The sequence below is a fragment of the Myxococcales bacterium genome, assembly GCA_022184915.1.
GTDB lineage: Bacteria > Myxococcota_A > Polyangia > Fen-1088 > Fen-1088 > JAGTJU01.
Map to the genome: position 1 here is coordinate 330,070 of JAGTJU010000004.1, position 20,851 is coordinate 350,920.

Annotated in this window: 25 protein-coding genes and 1 pseudogene; 9 read left to right on the forward strand and 17 right to left on the reverse strand. The window is 69.4% G+C overall.

Annotated features, from left to right (window positions below; all coding sequences use genetic code 11):
• Positions 1-13 precede the first annotated feature (13 nt).
• Genes ribB through nrdR form a run of 4 tightly spaced genes read right to left on the reverse strand, consistent with a single transcriptional unit; the run spans position 14 to position 3,574 of the window.
• A complete protein-coding gene (gene ribB / locus KA712_16410; protein MCG5054548.1) occupies positions 14-1,123 on the reverse strand; it encodes a 3,4-dihydroxy-2-butanone-4-phosphate synthase in 1,110 nt (369 codons plus the stop codon).
• Positions 1,124-1,175: 52 nt separating this feature from the next.
• The gene (locus tag KA712_16415) at positions 1,176-1,826 is read right to left on the reverse strand and encodes a riboflavin synthase (GenBank protein MCG5054549.1); all 651 of its coding nucleotides are present in this window, start codon (positions 1,824-1,826) and stop codon (positions 1,176-1,178) included.
• Positions 1,827-1,880: 54 nt separating this feature from the next.
• On the reverse strand, positions 1,881-3,014 hold the full coding sequence (gene ribD, locus KA712_16420) for a bifunctional diaminohydroxyphosphoribosylaminopyrimidine deaminase/5-amino-6-(5-phosphoribosylamino)uracil reductase RibD (GenBank protein MCG5054550.1): 1,134 nt from the start codon (positions 3,012-3,014) through the stop codon (positions 1,881-1,883).
• Between the two features lie 44 nt (positions 3,015-3,058).
• Positions 3,059-3,574 carry a transcriptional regulator NrdR gene (gene nrdR, locus KA712_16425; protein ID MCG5054551.1) on the reverse strand — a complete coding sequence of 172 codons (516 nt, stop codon included), beginning with the start codon at positions 3,572-3,574 and terminating at the stop codon, positions 3,059-3,061.
• Positions 3,575-3,625: 51 nt separating this feature from the next.
• On the opposite strand from nrdR, the pseudogene thiS reads away from it, so the two are divergent.
• The 7 genes and pseudogenes from thiS (at position 3,626) to KA712_16460 (ending at position 8,053) form a co-directional block, all read left to right on the forward strand.
• Positions 3,626-3,832, forward strand: a pseudogene (thiS, locus tag KA712_16430) (sulfur carrier protein ThiS).
• Positions 3,821-4,618, forward strand: a complete 798-nt coding sequence (locus tag KA712_16435; protein MCG5054552.1) for a thiazole synthase — start codon at positions 3,821-3,823, stop codon at positions 4,616-4,618. Before thiS ends, KA712_16435 begins: the two are co-directional and overlap by 12 nt.
• A 7-nt stretch (positions 4,619-4,625) precedes the next feature.
• Positions 4,626-5,282: a thiamine phosphate synthase gene (gene thiE / locus KA712_16440; protein ID MCG5054553.1), complete on the forward strand. Its 657-nt coding sequence runs from the start codon at positions 4,626-4,628 to the stop codon at positions 5,280-5,282.
• An 81-nt stretch (positions 5,283-5,363) separates the two neighbouring features.
• Complete coding sequence (locus tag KA712_16445) at positions 5,364-5,816, forward strand: hypothetical protein (GenBank protein MCG5054554.1); 453 nt, start codon at positions 5,364-5,366, stop codon at positions 5,814-5,816.
• Positions 5,807-6,310, forward strand: coding sequence for a hypothetical protein (locus tag KA712_16450; protein MCG5054555.1), 504 nt, complete (start codon positions 5,807-5,809; stop codon positions 6,308-6,310). The genes KA712_16445 and KA712_16450 overlap by 10 nt, the downstream gene beginning before the upstream one ends.
• Positions 6,311-6,392: 82 nt before the next feature.
• Positions 6,393-7,010: an RNA polymerase sigma factor gene (locus KA712_16455; GenBank protein MCG5054556.1), complete on the forward strand. Its 618-nt coding sequence runs from the start codon at positions 6,393-6,395 to the stop codon at positions 7,008-7,010.
• Positions 7,007-8,053: a hypothetical protein gene (locus KA712_16460; GenBank protein MCG5054557.1), complete on the forward strand. Its 1,047-nt coding sequence runs from the start codon at positions 7,007-7,009 to the stop codon at positions 8,051-8,053. Before KA712_16455 ends, KA712_16460 begins: the two co-directional genes overlap by 4 nt.
• Positions 8,054-8,091: 38 nt before the next feature.
• Here KA712_16460 and KA712_16465 read toward each other — a convergent pair whose 3' ends face one another.
• Genes KA712_16465 through KA712_16475 form a run of 3 tightly spaced genes read right to left on the reverse strand, consistent with a single transcriptional unit; the run spans position 8,092 to position 10,474 of the window.
• A complete protein-coding gene (locus KA712_16465) occupies positions 8,092-9,180 on the reverse strand; it encodes a hypothetical protein (GenBank protein ID MCG5054558.1) in 1,089 nt (362 codons plus the stop codon).
• Positions 9,177-9,983 (reverse strand): tetratricopeptide repeat protein, encoded by an 807-nt coding sequence (locus KA712_16470; protein MCG5054559.1) that lies wholly within the window; start codon positions 9,981-9,983, stop codon positions 9,177-9,179. The genes KA712_16465 and KA712_16470 overlap by 4 nt, the downstream gene beginning before the upstream one ends.
• Before the next feature lie 2 nt (positions 9,984-9,985).
• Positions 9,986-10,474: a sigma-70 family RNA polymerase sigma factor gene (locus tag KA712_16475; protein MCG5054560.1), complete on the reverse strand. Its 489-nt coding sequence runs from the start codon at positions 10,472-10,474 to the stop codon at positions 9,986-9,988.
• Here KA712_16475 and KA712_16480 point away from each other — a divergent pair.
• The gene (locus tag KA712_16480) at positions 10,473-10,646 is read left to right on the forward strand and encodes a hypothetical protein (protein ID MCG5054561.1); all 174 of its coding nucleotides are present in this window, start codon (positions 10,473-10,475) and stop codon (positions 10,644-10,646) included. The genes KA712_16475 and KA712_16480 overlap by 2 nt on opposite strands.
• A gap of 190 nt (positions 10,647-10,836) precedes the next feature.
• Here KA712_16480 and KA712_16485 read toward each other — a convergent pair whose 3' ends face one another.
• From KA712_16485 to KA712_16520, 8 genes are all read right to left on the reverse strand, one after another.
• On the reverse strand, positions 10,837-11,847 hold the full coding sequence (locus KA712_16485) for an amidohydrolase family protein (GenBank protein ID MCG5054562.1): 1,011 nt from the start codon (positions 11,845-11,847) through the stop codon (positions 10,837-10,839).
• A gap of 39 nt (positions 11,848-11,886) precedes the next feature.
• Entirely contained in the window at positions 11,887-12,615 is a 729-nt protein-coding gene (locus KA712_16490; GenBank protein MCG5054563.1) for a pilus assembly PilX N-terminal domain-containing protein, read from the reverse strand.
• Positions 12,612-13,325 (reverse strand): hypothetical protein, encoded by a 714-nt coding sequence (locus tag KA712_16495; GenBank protein MCG5054564.1) that lies wholly within the window; start codon positions 13,323-13,325, stop codon positions 12,612-12,614. The genes KA712_16490 and KA712_16495 overlap by 4 nt, the downstream gene beginning before the upstream one ends.
• A 7-nt stretch (positions 13,326-13,332) precedes the next feature.
• Entirely contained in the window at positions 13,333-14,535 is a 1,203-nt protein-coding gene (locus KA712_16500; protein ID MCG5054565.1) for a prepilin-type N-terminal cleavage/methylation domain-containing protein, read from the reverse strand.
• Positions 14,532-14,999, reverse strand: coding sequence for a prepilin-type N-terminal cleavage/methylation domain-containing protein (locus KA712_16505; GenBank protein ID MCG5054566.1), 468 nt, complete (start codon positions 14,997-14,999; stop codon positions 14,532-14,534). Before KA712_16505 ends, KA712_16500 begins: the two co-directional genes overlap by 4 nt.
• Complete coding sequence (locus KA712_16510) at positions 14,996-15,592, reverse strand: prepilin-type N-terminal cleavage/methylation domain-containing protein (protein ID MCG5054567.1); 597 nt, start codon at positions 15,590-15,592, stop codon at positions 14,996-14,998. Before KA712_16510 ends, KA712_16505 begins: the two co-directional genes overlap by 4 nt.
• Before the next feature lie 227 nt (positions 15,593-15,819).
• Complete coding sequence (gene pgl, locus KA712_16515; GenBank protein MCG5054568.1) at positions 15,820-16,560, reverse strand: 6-phosphogluconolactonase; 741 nt, start codon at positions 16,558-16,560, stop codon at positions 15,820-15,822.
• Positions 16,561-16,665: 105 nt separating this feature from the next.
• Positions 16,666-17,691, reverse strand: coding sequence for a threonylcarbamoyl-AMP synthase (locus tag KA712_16520; GenBank protein ID MCG5054569.1), 1,026 nt, complete (start codon positions 17,689-17,691; stop codon positions 16,666-16,668).
• Positions 17,692-17,793: 102 nt separating this feature from the next.
• Here KA712_16520 and KA712_16525 point away from each other — a divergent pair, with 102 nt between their 5' ends.
• On the forward strand, positions 17,794-19,032 hold the full coding sequence (locus tag KA712_16525) for an LL-diaminopimelate aminotransferase (protein ID MCG5054570.1): 1,239 nt from the start codon (positions 17,794-17,796) through the stop codon (positions 19,030-19,032).
• A gap of 77 nt (positions 19,033-19,109) precedes the next feature.
• Here the strand turns inward: KA712_16525 and KA712_16530 are convergent, their stop codons facing one another.
• Together KA712_16530 and KA712_16535 are read right to left on the reverse strand one after the other, a co-directional pair.
• A complete protein-coding gene (locus tag KA712_16530; GenBank protein MCG5054571.1) occupies positions 19,110-19,307 on the reverse strand; it encodes a hypothetical protein in 198 nt (65 codons plus the stop codon).
• Between the two features lie 153 nt (positions 19,308-19,460).
• Positions 19,461-20,819: a DUF1015 domain-containing protein gene (locus tag KA712_16535; protein ID MCG5054572.1), complete on the reverse strand. Its 1,359-nt coding sequence runs from the start codon at positions 20,817-20,819 to the stop codon at positions 19,461-19,463.
• Between the last annotated feature and the right edge of the window lie 32 nt (positions 20,820-20,851).

Genomic DNA, 20,851 nt, shown 5'->3' on the forward strand with positions numbered 1-20,851 from the left:
TGAGGTTCGGGATTCAGGCGCCGTGGTCGCGCAACGAAACGACGGAGGCGGGGCCCCGGCTGGGCACACACGCGAGAACTTGCATACCAAACCCATCGAGCCCTGCGATGCGGCGGGGGTTGTTCGTGAGCAAGCGGATCTTCGTGATGCCGAGGTGCGCGAGCACCTGCGCACCCAACCCGAAATCCCGCAGCGGCGCCTCGGGCATGGCCTCGTCGCGGGGCAGGGGCGAGGGGGGAAGCGTCAGGGGCACGTCGCGCAACAGCGCGGCGGGCGAACCGCCAATCACGTACAGAAAAACGCCTGCCCCTTCTTCTTCGATCATGCGAAGCCAGGTGCTGGGGGCGTGCTCCGTGGCGTTGGGAACCGTGCCGAAAACATCGCGCAGCACCGACGCCACCTGCACCCGCACGAGCGTGGGCTGATCGGCAGCGGGGGCTCCCAGAACGAGGGCCAGGTATTCGGTGTCGTCCACGTCGGTGCGGTAGCGCACAGCGCGCCAGGCGCCGCTGCGACGGCCCTCGCCCGGAGGCAAAACCGCTTCACCCACGGGCCTCACCAGCAGCTCCTGGGCCAGCCGGTACTGGATGAGATCGGCGATGCGCACGATCCCCAGGTGGTGTTTTTCGGCGAAGGCTTCGAGGTCTGGCACACGGGCCATCTCTCCGTCCTCGCGCATGATCTCGCAAATCACGCCCGACTCGCCGCGCCCCGCGAGCCGCGCCAGATCGATCGCCGCCTCCGTATGTCCCGACCGCACCAACACGCCGCCCCGGCGGGCGCGCAGCGGAAACACGTGGCCCGGGGCCACGAGGTCCTCGCCTTTGGTCTTGGGATCCACGGCCACCCGAATGGTGTGAGCACGTTCTGGAGCCGAAATGCCGGTGGTCACACCGTCTTTGGCGTCGATGCTGACCGTGAACGCCGTGCTTCGCTGTGAGCGGTTGTTTTGGGTCATCATGGGCAGCCCCAGCTGGTCCACCCTGTCCTCGGTCATGGCCAGGCAGATGAGCCCCCGCCCGTGTGTGGCCATGAAATTGATGGCCTCGGAGGTGACGAGGTCCGCGGCCATGGTGAGGTCGCCTTCGTTCTCTCGATCTTCGTCGTCCACCACGATGACCATGCGGCCCGCGCGGATCTGCTCGAGCGCTTCGGGAATGCTGAGAATCTGTTCGCTAGCCACGCTTCGGTCTCCGTCTCCGCACGGCGGCGTGGTGTTCGAGTACGCGCAGCACGTGCTTGGCCATGAGGTCCGTCTCGATATTGACACGGTCGCCGGCGTGGCGCTCGCCAAGTGTGGTCACGGACAAAGTGTGGGGGATCAGCACCACCTGAAAGCGGTTTTCATCGACCCAATTGACTGTCAGGCTCACGCCGTCCACGGTCACCGAACCTTTGGGTGCGAGGGCCGGGGCTTGGGCGGCGGGCACCTCGATCACCAGCTCGCGCGCGTCGCCGAGCGTCTGCGCCCGGACGACGTGGCCCACGTCGTCGACGTGTCCCGAGACCAAATGCCCCCCCAGCGAGTCACCCATCCTCAAGGCGCGTTCCAGGTGCACGCGGCTGCCTACGGTGAGGCCACCCAGGGTGGTCCGCGCCAGGGTCTCGGGGCCGAGGTCCGCCTCGAAGCAGGTGCCTGCGCGTTCGTTCCGTTCGGCCTCGGCCTTGGCCGTGAGGGTCAGGCACACCCCGTTGACGGCCACGCTGGCGCCGAGCGCGAGTGCGCCGAGATCCAAGGTGGTGAACACCTCCAGATGCGCGACGTCGGCGTGGGGCTGCGACAGCGCCACGACTTCGCCCAGGCTTTCGACGATGCCGGTGAACACGGGGCCCTGAATGTAGGCGCCCGGTCGGCAGGGCGCAAACGGCAAACGTGCCCCTCATCGCGAAGTTTCAGCGGTGCGGCCGGGGTGGGCCACGCGTCCGGTCACGAGCAGATCGGGCCCCAGGCGGCGCACAGCCAGGAAGCCGAGCGGCAAGGTGGCCGCGAGGCCGCGCCCGCGACCCGTCGTCACCGTCACGCCACCCCCGGCAAGACGTGGCGCCACGAACGCAGCCACGTCGTCCACGTAGCTTTGGCTGATGAAAGCGGAGAGCACGTGCTGGCCGCCTTCGACCAGCAAGGATTGAACCCCTCGCGCGGCAAGCAGCGCCAGCACCGGCGCCAGCGTGCGCAGGCCCCGGCGTCGCGGCAAGAGCACCACCTCGGCGCCTGCCCGCTCGAGGGCGCGGCGCCGGCGCAGAAGCCCCGCTTCGTCCGCGTTCGTGGGCGCAAGCCCCAGCACCAGCGGCGGCGGCGCGTCGGGTGTGGGCGCGAACAGGCGCGCCCGGGGGGACACCCGCAGCTGGCTGTCCAGCACCACCCTCAGCAGGCTGCGGCTGCCGCCACGAGGCAGCCGGCGCGTGCGCACGGTCAGCTGGGGATCGTCCGCCTGCACCGTGCCTCGCCCCACGAGGATGGCGTGGTGAAGCGCCCGCATCTGGTGAACGAAGGTCTGGGCCTTCGGCCCCGTTACGGCGCGGCTCGACGGGTTGGGCGCAAGATCGCCGATGATCCCGTCGAGCGTGCTCGCGTACTTGAGCGTGATGAGGGGTCTGCCCTCGCTCACCCAGCAAAAGAACGCGCGGTTGAGCTCCTGGCATTCCTCCTCTCGACACCCAACATCCACGGTCACGCCGGCGGCGCGCAGCTGACGGGTGCCCTTGCCATCGACCTTGGGGTTCGCGTCGGGGCAGCCCACCACCACCCGGCGCACACCCGCCGCCAGGATGGCCTCGGTACAGGGGCCCGTGCGGCCGGTGTGGCAGCAGGGCTCGAGCGTCACGTAGAGCGTGGCGCCGCGTGCTGCGGCGCCCGCTTTGGTCAGGGCTTCGGCCTCCGCGTGGGGTTGTCCGGCGCGGTGGTGGAAGCCCGTGGCGACCACCTTGCCCGCCCGTACCACCACGGCGCCCACCGCGGGGTTCGGGCGCGTGCGCCCCAGCGCCCGGCGCGCTTCCCTGAGGGCCAGCTGCATGAACGCATCGTCGGCGGCGGCGCTTGCGGCCACGGGTGGGGCTCTCAGCGCGCGCCCGCCGCTTCAGGCGGTGGCGGTGGGGGCAGATCGGCGGAATGCTCGGCTTTGCGGGCCTGCATGAGGCGCTGCACCTCGTTCATCAGCTCTCCCAGGTCTTTGAAGGAGAGATAAACCGAGGCGAAACGCAGGTAGGCCACTTCGTCGAGGCGGCGCAGGGCCGACAGCACGGCGTCACCGATCTTCGAGGCCACCACTTCTTTTTCGCCCAGGTCTTGAAGCGCGCGTTCGATTTCGTCGATCGCCTTGTCTTGCGCTTCGATCGAGACGGGACGTTTTTCACAGGCCTTTCTCACGCCCGCCAGAACCTTCGCCCGGTCGTAAGGCTCGCGGCGGCCGTCCTTCTTGACGATGAGCGGCATCTCCTGCTCGATGCGTTCGTAGGTCGTGAAGCGGCGGTTGCACGTGCCACATTCGCGGCGCCGACGGATCACCTGGTCGCCATCACTGGGTCGGGTGTCCACCACGCGGTCTTCGAGCGCGGAGCAAAACGGGCAACGCATCGGGGGATCCCCCGCAAGGTACTCGGTTCGTGCGCTATGTTCTAGCCCCCAATGAGCGAACTACGCATCACCGTGAATGGAGCCCCCCAGTCTGCCCCCACGGGAACCACCGTGGCCGACCTGCTCACCACGCTGGGCATCGATCCTGTGCGGGTGGCGGTCGAGCGCAACGAAGACGTGGTCCCCCGAAGCAGCTGGGCGCAAGCGGCGCTCGCCGAAGGTGACCGGGTCGAGATCGTGGCCTTCGTGGGCGGTGGCAGCGGCGCCGACGCCGATGAGGATCCTCTCGTGATCGGGGGCCGCACGTTCCGTTCGCGGCTGCTCGTGGGCACGGGCAAATACGCTTCTCTCGAGGAGACGCGGCAGGCCCTCGTGCTCTCGGGTGCCGAGATCGTCACGGTGGCGCTTCGGCGCGTGGACCTGACCCCGGGCAAACCCAACGTGCTCGACGCCATCGATCGCACGCGCATGACGATCCTGCCCAATACGGCAGGTTGCTACACGGCGGAAGATGCAATTCGCGTCTGCCGGTTGGCCAAGGAGCTGGGCGTGGGCGACATGGTCAAGCTCGAGGTCATCGGAGATCCCGATACGCTCTTTCCCGATGGGGACGCCACGCTGCAGGCCGCGAAGGTGCTGGTGAAGGAGGGGTTCATCGTTTTGCCTTACTGCATGGATGACCCCATCTTGGCGCGCAAGCTCGAGGACGCGGGCTGCGCGGCCGTGATGCCGCTTGCCGCCCCGATTGGCTCGGGGCTGGGGATCCGAAACCCCTACAATCTACGGATCATTCAGGAGCGGGCCCGGGTGCCCGTCATCGTGGACGCAGGCGTGGGTACGGCGTCGGATGCGGCGGTGGCGATGGAGCTTGGCTGCGACGGTGTCCTCATGAACACGGCCATCGCGGGGGCGCAAAAGCCGCTGCTCATGGCCGAGGCCATGCGCGATGCCGTGATCGCGGGCCGCAAGGCGTATCGGGCGGGGCGCATCCCGCGCAAGCTCTACGCTTCGGCGTCCTCGCCGCTCGACGGCGTGATCGCCTGATCTCTTCGTGCGCGCGCCTCACCTTTACCTCATCACCGATCGCCACGCGGCCGCCGGCCGACCGCTTCCCTCCGTGGTGGAAGCGGCGTTGGCCGGGGCGTTGCGGGTTCCCCCGCCCCCGGGGGGCTGGCACCTGGCCGTGCAGCTGCGGGACAAGGACCTCGGGGGGGCGGCGCTTTACGCCCTCGCCTCGGACTTGCGTCGGGTCACGGCTGCGGCGGGGGCGGCGCTCTTCGTCAACGGCCGGCTGGACGTGGCGTTGGCGGTGGGCGCCGACGGCGTGCATCTCGGGGCCGGGGCGCTCGACGCCAAAACCGTGCGTCGTCTGGCGCCGGACCTGCGCGTGGGGATGTCCACCCACGCACCAGACGAGGTCCGGGCGGCCGCCGCCGCAGGGGCAGACTTCGTGGTGTTCGGCCCCGTTTTCGAGACGCCGAGCAAGCAGGGGATCCTGCTGCCGCGGGGAGCCGAAGCCCTGGCCGCAGCGGCCGCGGGCGGCGTGCCCGTGCTGGCGCTGGGCGGGCTCGACGTGACGAACGCGGGCGCATGCCTCGCCGCGGGTGCCGAGGGACTGGCAGTGATCCGCGCGGTCCTGGGCGCGCCCGATCCCGCGCAGGCCACCGCGGCTCTCCTTGCGGTGCTGTGGGATCGTCGCCGCCCCTGACGAAGGGCTCGCGCGAGGGGATCGGCCGATTCCTGAGATCCTTTGTCGCGCCCGTGCGTTCGACCCCCCAGGAGGTCGAAGATGAACAGCGAACGTCGTGTGGCAATCCGGTTGGCCCTGATGGTTTTGGGGGGCGTGGCCGCCTGTGCGGCGCCGCAGAGCAGGGTCGCGGCGGCCGCGCTGCGCGCTCAGGCGGGGCCTTACGAACTGGAGGTGCTCGTGGACGGCCAGCCGGCCTCCACGTATTCCCACCGGGCAGAGACGTACCTTCTGGGGCTCGAGGGGCAGCGCTACGTGCTGCGGGTGCACAACCGCTCGGCCCGCCGGGTGGAGGCCGTGGTGTCGGTGGACGGACCGATGTCATCGATGGGCAAACCGGCCACCCGCGCAAACGGGGCTATCTGGTGCCGGCCTGGGGCTGGGTGGACATCGACGGCTGGCGTCTCAGCGCGCAGCACGTGGCCGCCTTCCGCTTCGCCCCCGTGGGAGCCTCTTACGCAGGCCTCACGGGGAGGGCTCGCAACGTGGGGGTGATTGGCGTGGCCGTGTTTCCCGAGCGAGCGCCGCTGCCTCGGCCCGAGCTCCCTGCCGTGCCGTTTCGCCGTTTCCGCCCCTGGGAGGAATCACCCCGAGGGGGCCTGGGCAGCCGCGAAGCCGAAGCGCCTTCGCCCGCGAGTCCCCACGACGCGTCTGCCATGGATGCGGCCAAGGCCGAGGCGTCCGCCGACGAGGGCGGCTCCTTGCGCAAACGGGGCTCGGCAGCCGAGCGGCCCGGCCTTGGCACCGCGTTTGGTGAGCACGTGAACTCGGACGTGCACGAGGTGACGTTCGTGAGGGCGCATCCCAGCCGCCCCGCCGTGCTGCTGGGCGCGCGCTACGACGATCGCGAGGGCCTCTTGGCTCTCGGCATCGACGTCGACGGCCGGGCAGCGTGGTCCGACGCCGAGCTGCGCCGGACCGCCGAGCCCTTTCCCTCCGGCGCGGCTCGTGGGTTTGCGCGCCCCCCCCGCGGATGGAACGGGGACTGAGCGTCCTTCGGTGGGCGACGAGGGCGGCCTTTGCGGGTCGCCCTTTCGCTGCAGAAGCAATTGCGCGACCATAGCGACGGGGATGACGGACGAGGCCCTCATGATGGCGTTCAGAAGTGGTGACGCGCGCGCGTTCGCCACGCTCGTCGAGCGGCACGAAACACGCCTTTGGAACTACCTGCGCCGCTTCGTGGGCGACGCCGCCACTGCCGAGGATCTTCTTCAAGACGTGTTCATGAGGGTGCTGGACCACGCCGCAGACTGGACACCCGCCGCCAAGGTGACCACCTGGATGTTCACGATTGCCCGCAACCTGTGCACCGATCACGCCCGCCGGGCCGTGCACCGCAAGGCCTCCTCCCTCGACGCACCGGCGGCGCGGGCTTCGGAAGACGACTCGGGCCCCCTGTTGGTCGAACGCGTGGCCGGGCGTGACCTCGGCGGAGAACACCAGGCCCAGATGGCCGAAATGCTCGTTGAGCTCGACGCCGCGCTGGCTGCGTTGCCCGACGAGCAGCGGGAGGTGTTTCTCATGCGCGAAGTGATGGACCTTTCGTTTGCCGAGATCGCGCAGGCGGTGGGGGCCTCAGAGCCCACCGTCAAAAGCCGCATGCGCTACGCCCTCGAGCGGCTGCGGGGCGCGCTGGCGGCCTTCCGCGATTCGTCCACCCACGCCGCGGTGGGGGAGGCCAAGGCATGAGCCCCCGCGACGAAGAAACCTTCCAGGCCGAGGTCGTTGACTACCTCGACGGTGCGCTCGACGGGCAGGCCCGCACCGCGTTCGAGGCGTCCTTGCGCGCCCACCCGGCGTGGGCGGCCGAGGTCGAGGCCCTGGGCCGCACCTGGCTAAGGAGCCGGGACATCTTGCGGGCCGCGACCGTGTCCCCTCCGGCGCGGGTGCGGGCGCACGTGCTCGCCGCAGCGGAAAAGCAGGCGGCTGCGTGGCGTGAAGCCGGCCCGGCGGCACAGCGGACGTCCGGGGGCGCCTGGGCGCTCGGGCTTCGGCTGCGGCGTTGGTTCGGGGGGCGTTCGTTGTGGGCCCCGGCCTTGGTGGCTGCCACGGCGATCGGCGTTTACGCCTTCACCCAGCCGAGCCTCGAGCGCACGAGCGTCCGAGCGGTGCTCGAAGACGAAGCCCCCCGGCAGGAAGAGGAGGCCTCGGCGCGCCACGAGGCGCCCCCGCTTCCGGCGGCCCCGGTGCCCTCGGAGAAGGGGCACGATGCGCCGGCCGCCGCACCCGCTCAGCTGCCCATTGCGGGGAGCCGCGGTGCTCCGGCTGCACCCGCCCCGGCACCGGCGGTCCGGAAGAAGGCCTCCCCTGCACCGCGGGCCTCTGCCCGCGGCATCCTTGGCTTCGCCCCCTCCGCCAAAAGCCTGGAGGAGAGCGCCGCGCCTGTGGCCGCGCCCTCGGGCTACGCGGCCGCTCCTGCCCGCGCCGACGAAGCCCAAGCCGTGCAGCCGCGTGTGCGCCCAGGCTACGCGGCGGCGCCTGCCCGCGCCGACGAAACCCAAGCCGAGGAGGCTGAAGGCCAGGAGACACGGGCTGCCGTTGCCAGGCACGATCCGCTCGCCTCCCTCGGCCGCGCTCAACTTCTGGAGCGGGCGCGAACCGCCGAGGAGGAAGGCCGCTTCGTCCGCGCCGCCGAAAGCTACCGCGCGCTCTTGCGCCGCTTCCCCGAGGACGCCGAGGCCCCCGTTTGGCGGCGCGCCCTGGCCGATGCCGAGGCCCGGGCGGCGCGCTGAGGGCCCACTCGTTGGGGCCTATTCGCGCGCGGGCCTCTTCAGGGCCAGCCGATGGCCAGCCCCACCCAGCCGCCGGGCTGGCCCGCGCGCACCCGAAACGCCGAAGGACGTCCATCCGACGAGGAGTAAAACAGCAACGTCTCCGGCATGACATCCAGGGACAGGCCCAAGGTGCCGGACAGCCACGGCGAGATCGCCACCTCGGCTCGGGCCTCCCCCCGCAGGGCCGGGCGCAGGGTGAACCCTGACGCGGCACCTGCAGGGGCCACGGACGGTTCGCGGGGCTGGCCTCGCATCCAGGCCGCGCCTCCGGCCGCGGTGAACAGCAGATTGAGCGCGCCGTACCGCCACACCGAAAGGCCCAAACCCGCCCGCACGTCCCACAGCTCCACGTCCCAGGTCTGCGTTCCGCCTTCCTCCGGGCCGGAAAATGCCAGTGGATGAAAGAGCGAGGCCCACAGCGTGACGTCACCGGGGCGGCTGCCTCCGGGCGAGGCCAGGCGCAGCTCGGGCCCATGAGCGGCGCCGCCGGCGCTGGCCGCGGCCCGGAACGCGTAGTCGATCTCCACGCCCAACCGCGCGGGTCTGGTGCGGGGCGCGGGTTGGGAGCCCCGCCGGGGAAGCAGCGCCCCGGCGGTCACCGCAGCGGGCGCGGGCGGCTCGGGGGCGGCGGGCGTGAGCGCACGCGTGACCTCGGCCACGTCGAGGGCCGGCTGCTCGAGATCGGCAAGGGCCTCGAAGGTGGGCGCGAGGATCTGGGCCACGTGCTCCGCAGTGATCGCCGTTCTTTCGTGCCTCGGCACCCGGCGCACGTGGAACCGCACGGCCGAGGCGTCACGAAAATAGAGGATCACGGCACTGGCGGACCTCAAGTCCATCCACACTTTCGGACGCGCGGGTTCGTCCGGAGCGGCCGCAGAGGACTTGCGAAAATCCGTTGCGTCCAACGTGGGCTGGCTCTGCCAGTGAACGGCGAGCGGCTCGTGCGTGAGCGCCGCAGTCAGCTCGCCTCGCAGGTCGTCAAGGGGGGCGGGCGACACCACCACGATGTCCACGTCGGGTGTCGCGGCGGCCGGGCGGGGACACGCCACGACCACCATCGTGAACACGAGGGTGCGCCAGCTCATGGGGTGCCCGTCGTTCTTGGTAAGTAGGGGGAGCGAGGGTAAGCGCGTGCCAGGTCGTCGAAGGCGCGTCGGGCCTCCTCGCTGCGCTGGAGGGCGTTGAGCACCTCGGCCCGGCCCGCCAGGGCCTCTTCGTGCAAGGGGCCCGAGGGCGCGTTGGCAAGATAGCCCTCGAACGCGGCGAGGGCGCGCGGGTAGTCCCCCAGCTTCTGATGAAGGCGTGCGGCCGCGATGCGCGACACGGCGGCCTCAGGGCTCTCGGGGTGCTGCTCGAAAACGGCCTCGAAGCGCGCGGCGGCCAGGGCGTCCCACCCCATAGCGCGGGCCCGCCGGGCCTCGTCGAAGAGGCGCACGGCCTCGGGTGTTGCGGGTTCCCCCACCGGCGCAGTGGTCGCCGTGGGGGAACTCGGGCGGGTCTGCGGCCCCGTCGGGGCGCTCGGTGCCGCGGCGGGGCGCTGGGGGGCCTCGGGCACGGCCGCCGGAGGCACGGGTTGGCTGGCCTGCTGCGCCGCGGAAGATGCGGCGGAAGGGCGCGTGGCGGCCCACCACCGCTTCAGCGTGGGCACGGACAGGGCCGCCCCGGCGGCGCCCACGAAGAGGCCCACGCCGGCAAGGGCTGTGGCGGTTCGCCACCAAGGCACCCGGCGTCGTTCGGAGGGGCGCGTCCGGGCAAGCGCGGCGCGCGCCGCCTTCGCCACAAGAATCTCGTCGTGGGGCTGCTCGGGGTGGCCGGGATGAGCCTCCGCGACGAGACGGAGCAACGCTTCGTCGGGAGCTTCGGAGCCCATCGGGGGTGAGCGGCGCATCGTCATGCTCCTGCCACCCACTCGTCGATGGGCGTCGACGAAAAAACCAACGTTCGCCGCAAGCGCCCCAGGGCCAGCCGCAGCCGAGAGCGGGCCGTTTCGAGGGGAATGTTCAACGTCGCGGCCACTTCGGGCAAGGTCATGTCGGCCACGGCATGCATGATGAGCACCTCAGCCTGGGCCCGGGGCAAGCGGTCCATCGCGGTCCGCACCACGGCGTGTCGCTGTTTCGCGAGGAGGCTATCGGCGGGCGAGGGGCCCGCATCCGCCAACGCCTCGACCTCCATCGCAGGCTCGCGCCGGCTGAACCAGGAGCGCTGGCGGCGCCGGTGAGCCATGCACGTGAGCACGGCCACACGGCAGGCGAAGTGTCGGGTCCCTGCATCGTGACGGAAGCGCGGCAGCGCCTTGATGAAGGCCATCATTGCGTCTTGCAAGAGATCCTCGGCCTCTGTCGGGTCCGAGATCATTTTTCGAATGACCCTCAGCATGGAAGGACCGGTTTCGGCCAGCAGCTGGTGGGCGCTCTCGTCGTCGCCCGCCCGCACCGCCTGCACCAATGGCCATAGCGGGTCTGACCCGCTTTCACTTGCGGGTACGCCTTCCGGAGCCGAAGACCCTGCGCTGGTCGCCATCTATCGTGAAAAGGCCCTAAATCCGTGACGCTCTGGTCGCCACATGTGCGTCCTGGTCGACGCCACACACTTCGACGAGCGTCGTGTCGTCGAGTGTGGTTCATACACGGCAGACCCTGCAATCCAAACAGCATTTTCTCGTGAACGGTGGCGATGACCTCTCTCTGGTGTCTCTTCGGCGGCCAATGGGTCAATCACGGGGGGACAAACCGGTTCGGTCAGCTCGAGCCATGTGGGGGCACGTCGGATTCGTCGCTCACCCCCAGAACCTGGAGTTGCGATGGGGCGGGGTCCCAGGAGGCCTCGACGGTGCCCCGGGGCGCTTCGCCCAGGAGCCTCGCGGGATGCCAGGACGCCGAGGCCACGGCGTCGCCCAGCTCCACGCCGGCGAAGCGCGTGAGCAAGCTCACGGCACGATCCATCGTGAGCGCCGAGCCGGCCAGGCGGCCCGTGGCCTGGTCGAGGGCTCGCCCGTCTTCGGTCAGGCGCACCGCGATCTCTCCCAAAGTGAAGGCCCCCGGACTCTGGCCGGCGGCTGCCATGGCATCGGTCACCAGCACCGTGCGGGCGGGCGTCTTCGCGCGCACGATCACCTTGACCGTGTCGGGATCCAGGTGATGGCCATCCACGATCAAGCTGGCGAGCAGCTCGTCCCGCGCCAGCTGCTGCCAGATGACGTTGTCCCACCGGGGGACGTGCCGGGGGGTGGCGTTTCCCAGGTGGGTGGTGAGCCGCGCGCCGGCGGCGACCGCCGCCCGGAGGATCGCCCCGTCCGCCGCCGAATGTCCGATCGCCACGGCCACGTTCCGGTTCACCAGGTGTTCGATGAGCGCGAGCGCGCCCGGCATTTCGGGGGCCAGGGTCACGAGGCGGATCCGTCCCCCGGCCGCGTCTTGCCGGCGCTCGAAGTCGTCCACGCTCGGCGGCACCACGAAGGCGGCAGGATGGGCGCCACGGGGGCCGTCTTCTGGGTTGATGTAGGGCCCCTCGAGGTGAAGCCCCGCCACCGCGGCCTGCCGGGTGTCGCGCCAGGGGGCGGCGCAGGCCGCGAAATGCGCGGGGGCGCTCGTGATGAGCGTGGGCAAAAAACGCGTGACGCCCGTTGCGCGCAGGGCCGACGACACGTGCGCGATCGCGGCCTCCGAAACCCCGGGCGCGTTGAAGTCCACACCGGCGAAGCCGTTGACCTGCAGATCGAAAAAACCGGGAAAACGCAGCGTGTGAGCCACGCGCAAGCGTATCGCCCGCGCGCCAACCGCGGCAAGCCCTCAGTTCACCACGATCCCGCTCAGCGTCGAGTTGTTCTCGTCGCAAGCATTCTTTCCCGAGTTGCAGAGTTCCGGAGGCGTGATGCTGTTGGCGGTGCCCGCCGGCCACTCGGCCGGGGTGGGTCCCAGCACCACTTCGACCACCACGTTCGTTCGCCCGTCGGCCGCCGTGCCCTGCGCCCGCACCACCACCGTGTTGTTCGTATCCAGCCCGAAGTTGCCCTGGCGCAGGTCTGCGTCGTCATTGCGAATCCACACCGTGTACGTGCCCATGGTGGCCGCCGTGGGGGCTGCAATGGTCCCGGCCCCGCGCCCAAAGGTGGGGGGCGGGTAGGCCACGTTGATGAGCGGCACCCCGGCGGCGTCCACCAAAACGGCGCCTACGCCGTTCGGCCGGCCCGTGGTGTTGTCCACCGCCGTGGGCACATCGTCGTTGCCGGCGTTGGTACCGCTCAGGAGCAGGGGCAGGTCGGGCGCCACGGGATCGTTGAGCAGCGCCCGTGCCCGCTCGATGCCTGCCTCGGCCACGTAAAGCGCGTTGCTCCGCAAGCTCACATTCGCGCTCATCTGCAAGTTGCCCCCCGTGAGCCACAGCGCGGTCATGCCCATTCCCATGAGCGTGATCAGCACCAGCATCACCACGATCAGCACGGCTCCCCCGTCGCGTCCACGCCGCGGCCGGGGCGGCGCGCCCCGCCAGGCCTGCGGGAACGAAGGCGCGCGGTTCATTGCACCACGATTCCGTACTGGGTCGAGTTGTTGTCATCGCAGGCATTTTTTCCCGCGTTGCACAGCACGGGGGGCGGCGGGCCTCCTGCGCCCGGCACGTTGGCGGCGGCCGGGGACGGGCCCAAACTCACCTCCAACACCACCGACGTACGTCCATCTTGCGCCACCCCGCGCGAGCGCACCACCACCGCGCTATTGCCATCGATGGTGAACTGACCTTGCCGCAGCTCGGCCGCGTCGTTGCGGATCCATACGGTGTAAGTGCCCATCAATGTAGCCGTGGGGGCGTCCATCGTGCCCGGCGTGCGTGCGAAGCTGGCGGGCGGGTAGGGCACGTTTACCAGCGGCGCTCCTGGAACCAGCGCGGGGTCGGGCCGATCGATCAAGACCGCCCCGATGCCGTTGGCGGTGCCCGTGACAAGGTCGATGGCTGTGGGCACGCTGTCCGCGGGGTGGGCCGAGCCCGCCAGCAGCACGGGAAGGTTCGGCGGTGTGGTCCCGTTGAGCAGCTCCCGCGCCCGCTCGATGCCCGCTTCGGCCACGTAGAGCGCGTTGGCGCGCAGGTTCACGTTCGAGCCCACCTGGAGGTTGCCGCTCGTCAGCCACAACGCCGTCATGCCGAGGCCCATGAGCCCGAGCAGGATCAGCATCACCACCATCAGAACGGCGCCTGATTCGCGGTGGCGGTGGGGGCGTGCAGGCAAGCGCATCGTGCGTTCAGTTCCTCGGGTACACGGTGGTGCTGATCGTGCGGTGGCGAAACAGATCGGGTGGCCCCGCAACGCCATCTTCGACCGCAGGCTTGCGGTTCGTTCCCGCCAAGAAGTGCTCGCGCATCGTCTGATCTTCCGCGTCGGAGCGCGCGATGAGTGTCACGCGCAGGGCCTGGGGGCGGTTGCAACCGGTCACGGGGGGCACGTCGCCGGCCACGTTGAACACCCACTCGTCTGCGGCGCTCGGGCCCTCGGACAGCACGCCGTCCGCTGCGCTGCCGGGCCCGCCCGCACCCATGAGATCACAGGCATAGGCCACCTGGAGATCCTCGATGCCCTCGGCCAGCACCTGGGGGCCGAGGTTCGTATCCAGGCGGGTCATCTGCAGCACGGGCTGCGGCCCCGTGGTGTCGATGGAAAACCGCACCCAGTTGAGCTGGCCGAAGTTGCGGATGCCACTGTTGGCGGCGTCGTAGGCGAAGGGCACCAGGGGCGCCACGTTGGTGCTGGGGTTCCACGAGGACGCCGTGCCGTCGGTGTCGAGCAGGTTCGTCGCCGCATTGATGGCCTCGATCTGCAGCAGCGTGCAGCCGCGATCGAAGTTGCCCGAAGCCGGGATGGCCGTGTTGTCGATGAGGACGATGAACTCGTTCGGTCGAAACACGCTGGTCAGCCCCGGGGCCGTCTGGACCGGTGTGGTCGGGCTGCCCACCGGTATCGTGGCGCCGAGGCGCGCGTCCGTGAAGTTGCCGGAGGTTCCCACGCCGTAGGCCACCACGATCGCGTCGGGCGCCCCATTCGCGCCGTTTTGGATCCACAGCGGGGCAATCCGCGCCGCGCCGGCTCCGTAGAGGGTGTTGGCGGCGGTCAGGGTGTTCGTGAGGAAGGCCCGCAGCCCCGTGGCGGGAGGCGTGTTGCCGGGACCCGTCACGGGCGGCGGATCGCCATTGTCGACGCCGGCACCGTCAGGGTCGGGGCGTACGCAGCCCACCATGCCCGTGCCGGCCCCTCGCAGGTTGCGCGTGACGGTCTCCATCGCGGCCCACAGGTTCTGCTGAACGTTCAGCAGTTTCGTCTGTGTCTCGTACACCTGCTTTTGCCCGGCGAAGAACATGAACGTCGAGCTCGCCACGAGCCCCGCGATGACCATGGTGATCATCAGCTCGACCAGGGTCACCCCGCGGTCCCCCGGACGCCTCCCCCTCACCATTCTTTCCTCCGCTCGACGTCGAGCCGCACCTGCTTCGGTGTGCCGCTGTCCAGGTTGTAAGAGATGGTCACCGAGATGTTGTAGGGCGCGGCGGGGCCCGTGTTGGCCACGCGCCACTGGCGAGCCCAGCGGTTCGTGGGCGATTGAGGCGCCACGTCGCCGTTGACATCGAGATACTCGATCGCGCTCCAGTTGCCCGTGGCGATCGGCCCCAGCATGTCGATGACAGGGGGACCCCGCCGTGTGATGCGCGCGCTGAACTCCTCGATCGTCTGCGAGGCGAGACGCATCGCCACCTGCCCATCGTTGGCGTTTTGGGTGGCCGACAGCACCGTCTGCTGGATGGCCAACGTGCCCATGAGTCCAATCATCGCCACGAGCATCGCAACCATCACCTCGAGCAGGGTGAATCCGCCTGTGGCGGGTGTGAGCCGCCCCTTGAAAGCTCGAGCTTGGCTCACCATCGCTCCCTCAAGCGAACGAAGCCGGTGAGGGCCGTCACCTCCACCCGGGCGTTGCGGTAGGGATGTTGCCCCGGCAGATCGTTGTCGCGGATCCAGACGAAGGCGGGCGCCCACTGCGCGGCCCCGATCACCTGCACGCCCCCCAGGGTGGTGAACTGGAGCTCCACGGGCACTGCGGTGTTCAACACGGGCCCGCCCGGTGGTGTATTGACCGTCGTCACGTTCCACACACGAATACCCCCCTTCGTGTTCGACACCCGCAGCGCCGGGTCGGCCGCGAGAGGGAGGATGGGGGGATCGCCCACCGCCAGCCCCGGCCGGGCCACGCGGTACTCGACCCGATCGTTATAGACGTATGCGTGCACCGGCAGCCGCTCCACCACCGCTTGATTTCGCGCGCGCTGAAAGTCGCGCGCCAGCGAGGCCGAAAAGGCACGCATTTCGCCCTCTTCGCGGTCTCCTGTCATGAGCGGCATGGCCACGCTGGCCAGGATCCCGATGATCACCACCGTGACCATGAGCTCGGTCAGCGTAAAGCCGCTGTCGTGAGCGCGTCGCCTGCGAAGGCGCGTCGTTTGGACGAAAACCATGCCCGGACCCCACCATTGCAAGTCGGCAGCCACACAGGCGACTTAAGGTTTATCGTGACTTGGGCTGCGAGGGCCTGCCGGCGCAGCCCTCCCTCTGACGTTTTTGGGCACTCGCCCGTGCGTGGGTACGCAAAACGGTTCAGGGCGAATCCCTGCGACGTGTAGGCGCACGCAGTCCTATCAAGCACGAGCACCCGCGGCCGCGACCACGGCCCGGGGGGCGCAGATCAGAGCTTCCGCGAGATCGCGGCCCCGGCGTCGTGGTCCAGGTACCAGGTCATGCTGCCCACGCGGGGGCTGATGCGGGCTGCGGGGTAGCGCTCGCGCCCCGGCACCCGCCCGATGATCGTGGCCAGCATGTCGGCCTTGTTGGCCCCGGTCACCACGAAGGCCACGTGGGAGGCGGCGTTCAGCAGGTCGTACGTGAACGACACGCGGCGCTGTCCGGTTTTCGGGTGGAACGCCACGCCGCAAAGTTCGTTTTCGTCGTCCAGCTCTTGGTCGGGAAAGAGCGAGGCCGTATGGCCATCGTCGCCCATGCCGAGCAGGATCCAATCGAAGCGGGGCAAGCCGTCGCGGGGCGTGGGAACCACCGCGCGTATCTCCTCAGCGTACCGGGTGGCCTCGGCGCCGGGGGTGTTCTCTCCCCGGATGCGGTGGACCTGAGCCCCGTCGACCGGCACGTGGTCGAGCATGGCCTCGCGCACCATGCGGTAGTTGCTGTCGGTGGCGTCCGGCGGCACACAGCGTTCGTCACCCCAGAAAAAATCCAGGCTGGCCCAGGGCACTTCGCTTGTGAGGTCCGGGCTCGCCAGGTGCTGGTAGAGCAGCCGGGGGGTGGTGCCCCCCGAAAGTGCCACAGCAAAACGTCGCTTCGCTGCTGCGGCCAAACGCGCCGCCTCGGTCAAGTCGTGGGCGACCCGCTTTGCCACGGTGCCTGCGTCCTTCGAGATGACGATGTTCTCCATGGAAAAAGTGGCGGTAGTCTCCCACGACGCCAATCTTTTTGCACGTTTCCTTCACCCCTCCTGTGGACGTGCCCCGTCTGGCGGCTCAGCGGCGTGCGCGACGGCTCAGGGGTGGGATTTACCGTCCGGGCTGCGGGGGCCAGCCGCTTTGCGCAGACGGTCGGCCACCGCCAACCCCAAACCCCGTTCGGCGGGCAGCGCCCCCAGCACCACGTGACAGCCCTGGCGATCCACCTCGCGAAGGGCCTCGTAGAGCCGACGCGCTGCCGCTTCGGGCTCGCGCGGAAAGGCAATGGGCACGACGCCGGGAGGCCAGTCGGCTTCCGGGCTCCCGGTCAGCACGGCCACGGACAGCCCGGCGGCGGCCAGCGTGGCCGCCTCGGCGGGCAGCTCGGCCTCGGGCACGAGACGCACCTGCGCGTCGGGGGCGTAGTGCGAGGGTAGCTGGCCCGGCGCGCGCACCTCGGTGTGGCGCGCCTCTCCCCGCACGGCCACCCTTTGGCCCAGCGCTTCGGACAGCGCCTCGACCGCCACGCCTCCCGGGCGAAGCACCGCCGCCACGCCAGACCCTGAGTCGTACTGTGAGACGTCGACGATGGTCGACTCCACGCCCACATGGCAGGGGCCCCCATCGAGGATGAGGTCGACCGCGTCGCCGAGACCCTCCGCGACATGGGCCGCGGTGGTGGGGCTGACCGCACCAAACCGGTTGGCCGAGGGCGCTGCGACCCCGCCGCCGAAGGCCTGCAGCACCGCCAACGCCACGGGATGCGCAGGCACCCGCAATGCCACCGTGGGCAATCCCCCTGTGACCGCAAGGGAGACGTCCCGGCCGCGGGCGACGATCAAGGTGAGGGGTCCAGGCCAAAAGTGCGCCGCCAACGTCTCGGCAGCGGGCGACCAGGCGCCCGCCCAGGCCAGCGCCGCCTCTGCGTCCGCCACATGCACGATGAGGGGGTGGTCTTGAGGCCGGCCCTTGGCCGCGAAGATGCGTGCCACCGCTTCGTCGTCGCGTGCGTTCGCCGCGAGACCGTAGACGGTTTCGGTGGGCAGGGCCACGAGACCCCCGGCCCGAAGGCACGCGGCGGCGCGTGCGAGGTTCGCGGGCGTGGGCGGCAGAATACGGCTCATGGCAGGGGCCTACTGTGACGTTCAACGGGGCGGAAGTCGAGCGTGCCGCTCAGCGTTCGGAGGCTCCCGAAGCGACAAGGGGATCTGCTATGGTGCGCCGCCATGGCACGGATCAACGAGAACTACCGCAAGCTCTCCGCAGGTTACCTCTTCCCCGAAATTGGTCGGCGCGTGAAGGCCTTTTCGCAAGCCCACCCCGACGCCCGCATCATCCGGTTGGGCATCGGCGACGTCACCGAGCCCTTGGCTCCTGCTGTCATCGAGGCGATGACCCGCGCCGTGGCCGAGATGGGGGAGCGCAGCACGTTCAAGGGTTACGGCCCCGAACAAGGTTATGACTTTCTCATCGACGCCATTCGCCAACAGGACTACGCGTCACGGGGCGTCGAGATCGCCGCCGACGAGGTCTTCGTCTCGGACGGCAGCAAGTGCGACAGCGCCAACATCCAGGAGATCTTCGATCTGAACTCCCGCATTGCGGTCACCGATCCAGTCTACCCGGTCTACGTCGACTCGAACGTCATGGCGGGGCGCACCGGCGCGAACGACGGCAAGGGCCGCTACGAGGGCCTCGTGTATCTGCCCGCAACCGAGGCCAACGGCTTCGTTCCGGCGCCGCCCGAAGGGGACCAGAAGATCGATCTCGTCTATCTGTGCTCGCCCAACAACCCCACCGGCGCGGTGGCCACCCGCGCGGATCTTTCCCGCTGGGTCGCGTGGGCCAATGCCACGGGCGCGGTCATCGTCTTCGACGCAGCTTACGAGGCGTTCATCCGCGACCCGGCCCTGCCGCGCTCCATCTACGAGATCCCGGGCGCCAAGACCTGCGCGCTCGAAATGCGCAGCTTCTCGAAGCGTGCAGGGTTTACCGGTGTGCGATGTGCGTTCACGATCGTGCCGAAGGAGCTCATGGGCACCACCGCTGCCGGCGAGAAGGTCTCGTTCAACGCTCTGTGGTCACGCCGACACACCACCAAGTTCAATGGGGCGTCGTACATCGTCCAGCGGGGCGCTGCGGCCGCCTACGGCGGCGAAGGCCTCACGCAAACCCAAGCGCAAGTCGACTTCTACATGGACAACGCCCGGCTGTTGCGGGACGGCCTCACCCAGGCGGGCTTCACCGTCTTCGGCGGAGAGCATGCACCGTACATCTGGATGCGCACACGGAACCAGATGCCCTCCTGGGACTTCTTCAACACGCTGCTCGAAAAGGCCCACGTGGTGGGAACTCCCGGCTCGGGCTTTGGCGCGGCGGGAGAGGGTTACTTCCGCCTTTCGGCCTTCAACACCCGAGACAACGTGCTCGAGGCGCTCGCGCGGATCCAACGCGCCTTTGCTTGACCTCTGGCGGCGGCGCATCCTTCACCCGTCTCGCATCCTCATCCGAGGCGGGCGAGACGGGCGCCTACCGACGCCGCTCAGGCTTCTTGAAGCCCGAGACGCAGGCGCCAGCGCTGCACTTCCGGCATCACCGCCGCGTGCTCTTTTGGATCCCGTGCCGCCAACGCACCCAGGCGTGTCAGCAGGGCACTCGCTTCGTCCAAATCACCCCCAAACGCGAAACGCCGCAACTCGTGCCGGATGCGGACAAGCTCCCGAAGTTCACGATAATCCATACAACCTCCTGTTGATCGAACCGACATCTTTAGGATGCCAGCGTCTGATTTCCGCTGCGTTTCCTGACGGAAAATTCCTGCCCTCTCGAAGCCGCGCCTGGCACGTGCGGTGATCAGGGAACGCCGTCGTACGCTGCGAGGGTTCCACTGCACTCAGGGTCTGATTTTCCGCGCTTCCATGTAGAAGCGCTTCTCCTCCGCGTCTCCCATGCTGAAAGCCTTGCGAGGCAAGGCCCCCTCGCACATGACGGTTCTGAAGAGATCCTGCTTCACGAGGGGAGGCAAGAAGAACCCCGCGTGACCTGGGGATGCGCCGAGCGTTCGCACCACGGCTTCACCGTGCACGTAGTCGATGCTCACGCCGCTGCGTTCCTCCAGGTACGCGTCGAGGAAGGCCTGCAAGGTGCCCACGGCCAGGGTGTGCGGCGGCGTCCGGAAGGCGAGCAGCGCGTATCCTTGTGCCGTCACGCAGGTGATGAGCGTTTCCCCGCTTCGAGCCTGGCGCGTCCGCTTCACCAGCTCGGGGCCGCCGGTGGTCCGGCTGTAGCCGGGATCCTTGTTCCGAAAGTACGCGTCCATGGTCGCGAGGAAGGTGTTCGGATCAATCCCGAAGAGCACCCGGTGAATGGGCTCGAAGACAAGGCCCGCGTCGTGCACGTTCACGAGCTCCACCAGGGCATGGCGGGCGGGGTGGGCGCCCACGGAAGCGGCATCGCGTCCCGCCTTCACGTCCTCCCAGATGGCTTTGGCCGTGGCCAGCGAGTGGTTGCCATCACCCACGGCATAGAGGAACACCCCCTGCTCGCGGGTGCCGTACTTCGCCTGCATCTGCTCCAGCGTACCCAGGCGGGCGAGCCGCGCGGCGAGTCCGTCGAGCGCCTCGGGCAATGAGAGGTGATGGCCCCTGAGGTGCCCCCCGCCCTCCATGAGCTCAAAATCGTAGCGTGGGGGCAGTCCCTGCTGGGCCACCTCCGCGAAGAGAGGCTCGATCACCGTGCGCTGGGGGTCGTCGATCAGCACCATGATGTGCGGCAGCTCGAGGAGGGCATGCCGACGGATCTGCATGCGCGGCGGCAAACGTTCCAAGATGGTGCCCTCGGTCGCACGGATCAGGCTGGCAGCGCCGGGACGAAAGTCGTAGCGCTCGAGGTCCATCGCCACCACGAGGCCCCGTCGCACGCGCGCGCCGTGGGTTGTCCGTTCAACCAGCATGACCCCGGGCGCCTCCTCCACCAGGACACCGTCGGCGAGGTAGGCGGCCATGGTGGCGTTGATTCGTCCGATGCGGTCGCCGACGTCGGGCGCGGCCAAGTCCACCTCCGGCAGGATCAGGCCGAGGGTCGAGGGTTTACCGGCACAGGCCTCGGCCACGCGCTGCCAATACTCGGGCTGCGAGGTGTACTGGTCACAGGCCACCACGGCCCAGGTGCCAAGCGGCACGTCTTCCCGGGGCAGCAGCAGCGAGGGAACCTGAAGGGCTACGGCCGCGAGCGCACCGGTGTCGAAGGGCATGACCTTCAGTGCTATCACCAGGCCCGGTCCGA

What these genes read in the sequence shown, in the direction of transcription:
- KA712_16475 (MCG5054560.1), bottom strand. Translation starts at nt 10,474, where the DNA reads ATGCTGAGGGTCATTCGAAAAATGATCTCGGACCCGACAGAGGCCGAG.
- KA712_16535 (MCG5054572.1), bottom strand. Translation starts at nt 20,819, where the DNA reads ATGCCCTTCGACACCGGTGCGCTCGCGGCCGTAGCCCTTCAGGTTCCC.
- ribD (MCG5054550.1), bottom strand. Translation starts at nt 3,014, where the DNA reads ATGCAGCTGGCCCTCAGGGAAGCGCGCCGGGCGCTGGGGCGCACGCGC.
- nrdR (MCG5054551.1), bottom strand. Translation starts at nt 3,574, where the DNA reads ATGCGTTGCCCGTTTTGCTCCGCGCTCGAAGACCGCGTGGTGGACACC.
- pgl (MCG5054568.1), bottom strand. Translation starts at nt 16,560, where the DNA reads ATGGAGAACATCGTCATCTCGAAGGACGCAGGCACCGTGGCAAAGCGG.
- KA712_16490 (MCG5054563.1), bottom strand. Translation starts at nt 12,615, where the DNA reads ATGAACCGCGCGCCTTCGTTCCCGCAGGCCTGGCGGGGCGCGCCGCCC.
- KA712_16520 (MCG5054569.1), bottom strand. Translation starts at nt 17,691, where the DNA reads ATGAGCCGTATTCTGCCGCCCACGCCCGCGAACCTCGCACGCGCCGCC.
- KA712_16530 (MCG5054571.1), bottom strand. Translation starts at nt 19,307, where the DNA reads ATGGATTATCGTGAACTTCGGGAGCTTGTCCGCATCCGGCACGAGTTG.
- KA712_16465 (MCG5054558.1), bottom strand. Translation starts at nt 9,180, where the DNA reads ATGAGCTGGCGCACCCTCGTGTTCACGATGGTGGTCGTGGCGTGTCCC.
- KA712_16470 (MCG5054559.1), bottom strand. Translation starts at nt 9,983, where the DNA reads ATGCGCCGCTCACCCCCGATGGGCTCCGAAGCTCCCGACGAAGCGTTG.
- KA712_16455 (MCG5054556.1), top strand. Translation starts at nt 6,393, where the DNA reads ATGACGGACGAGGCCCTCATGATGGCGTTCAGAAGTGGTGACGCGCGC.
- KA712_16510 (MCG5054567.1), bottom strand. Translation starts at nt 15,592, where the DNA reads ATGGTTTTCGTCCAAACGACGCGCCTTCGCAGGCGACGCGCTCACGAC.
- ribB (MCG5054548.1), bottom strand. Translation starts at nt 1,123, where the DNA reads ATGGTCATCGTGGTGGACGACGAAGATCGAGAGAACGAAGGCGACCTC.
- KA712_16480 (MCG5054561.1), top strand. Translation starts at nt 10,473, where the DNA reads ATGGAAGGACCGGTTTCGGCCAGCAGCTGGTGGGCGCTCTCGTCGTCG.
- KA712_16445 (MCG5054554.1), top strand. Translation starts at nt 5,364, where the DNA reads ATGAACAGCGAACGTCGTGTGGCAATCCGGTTGGCCCTGATGGTTTTG.
- KA712_16525 (MCG5054570.1), top strand. Translation starts at nt 17,794, where the DNA reads ATGGCACGGATCAACGAGAACTACCGCAAGCTCTCCGCAGGTTACCTC.
- KA712_16460 (MCG5054557.1), top strand. Translation starts at nt 7,007, where the DNA reads ATGAGCCCCCGCGACGAAGAAACCTTCCAGGCCGAGGTCGTTGACTAC.
- KA712_16495 (MCG5054564.1), bottom strand. Translation starts at nt 13,325, where the DNA reads ATGCGCTTGCCTGCACGCCCCCACCGCCACCGCGAATCAGGCGCCGTT.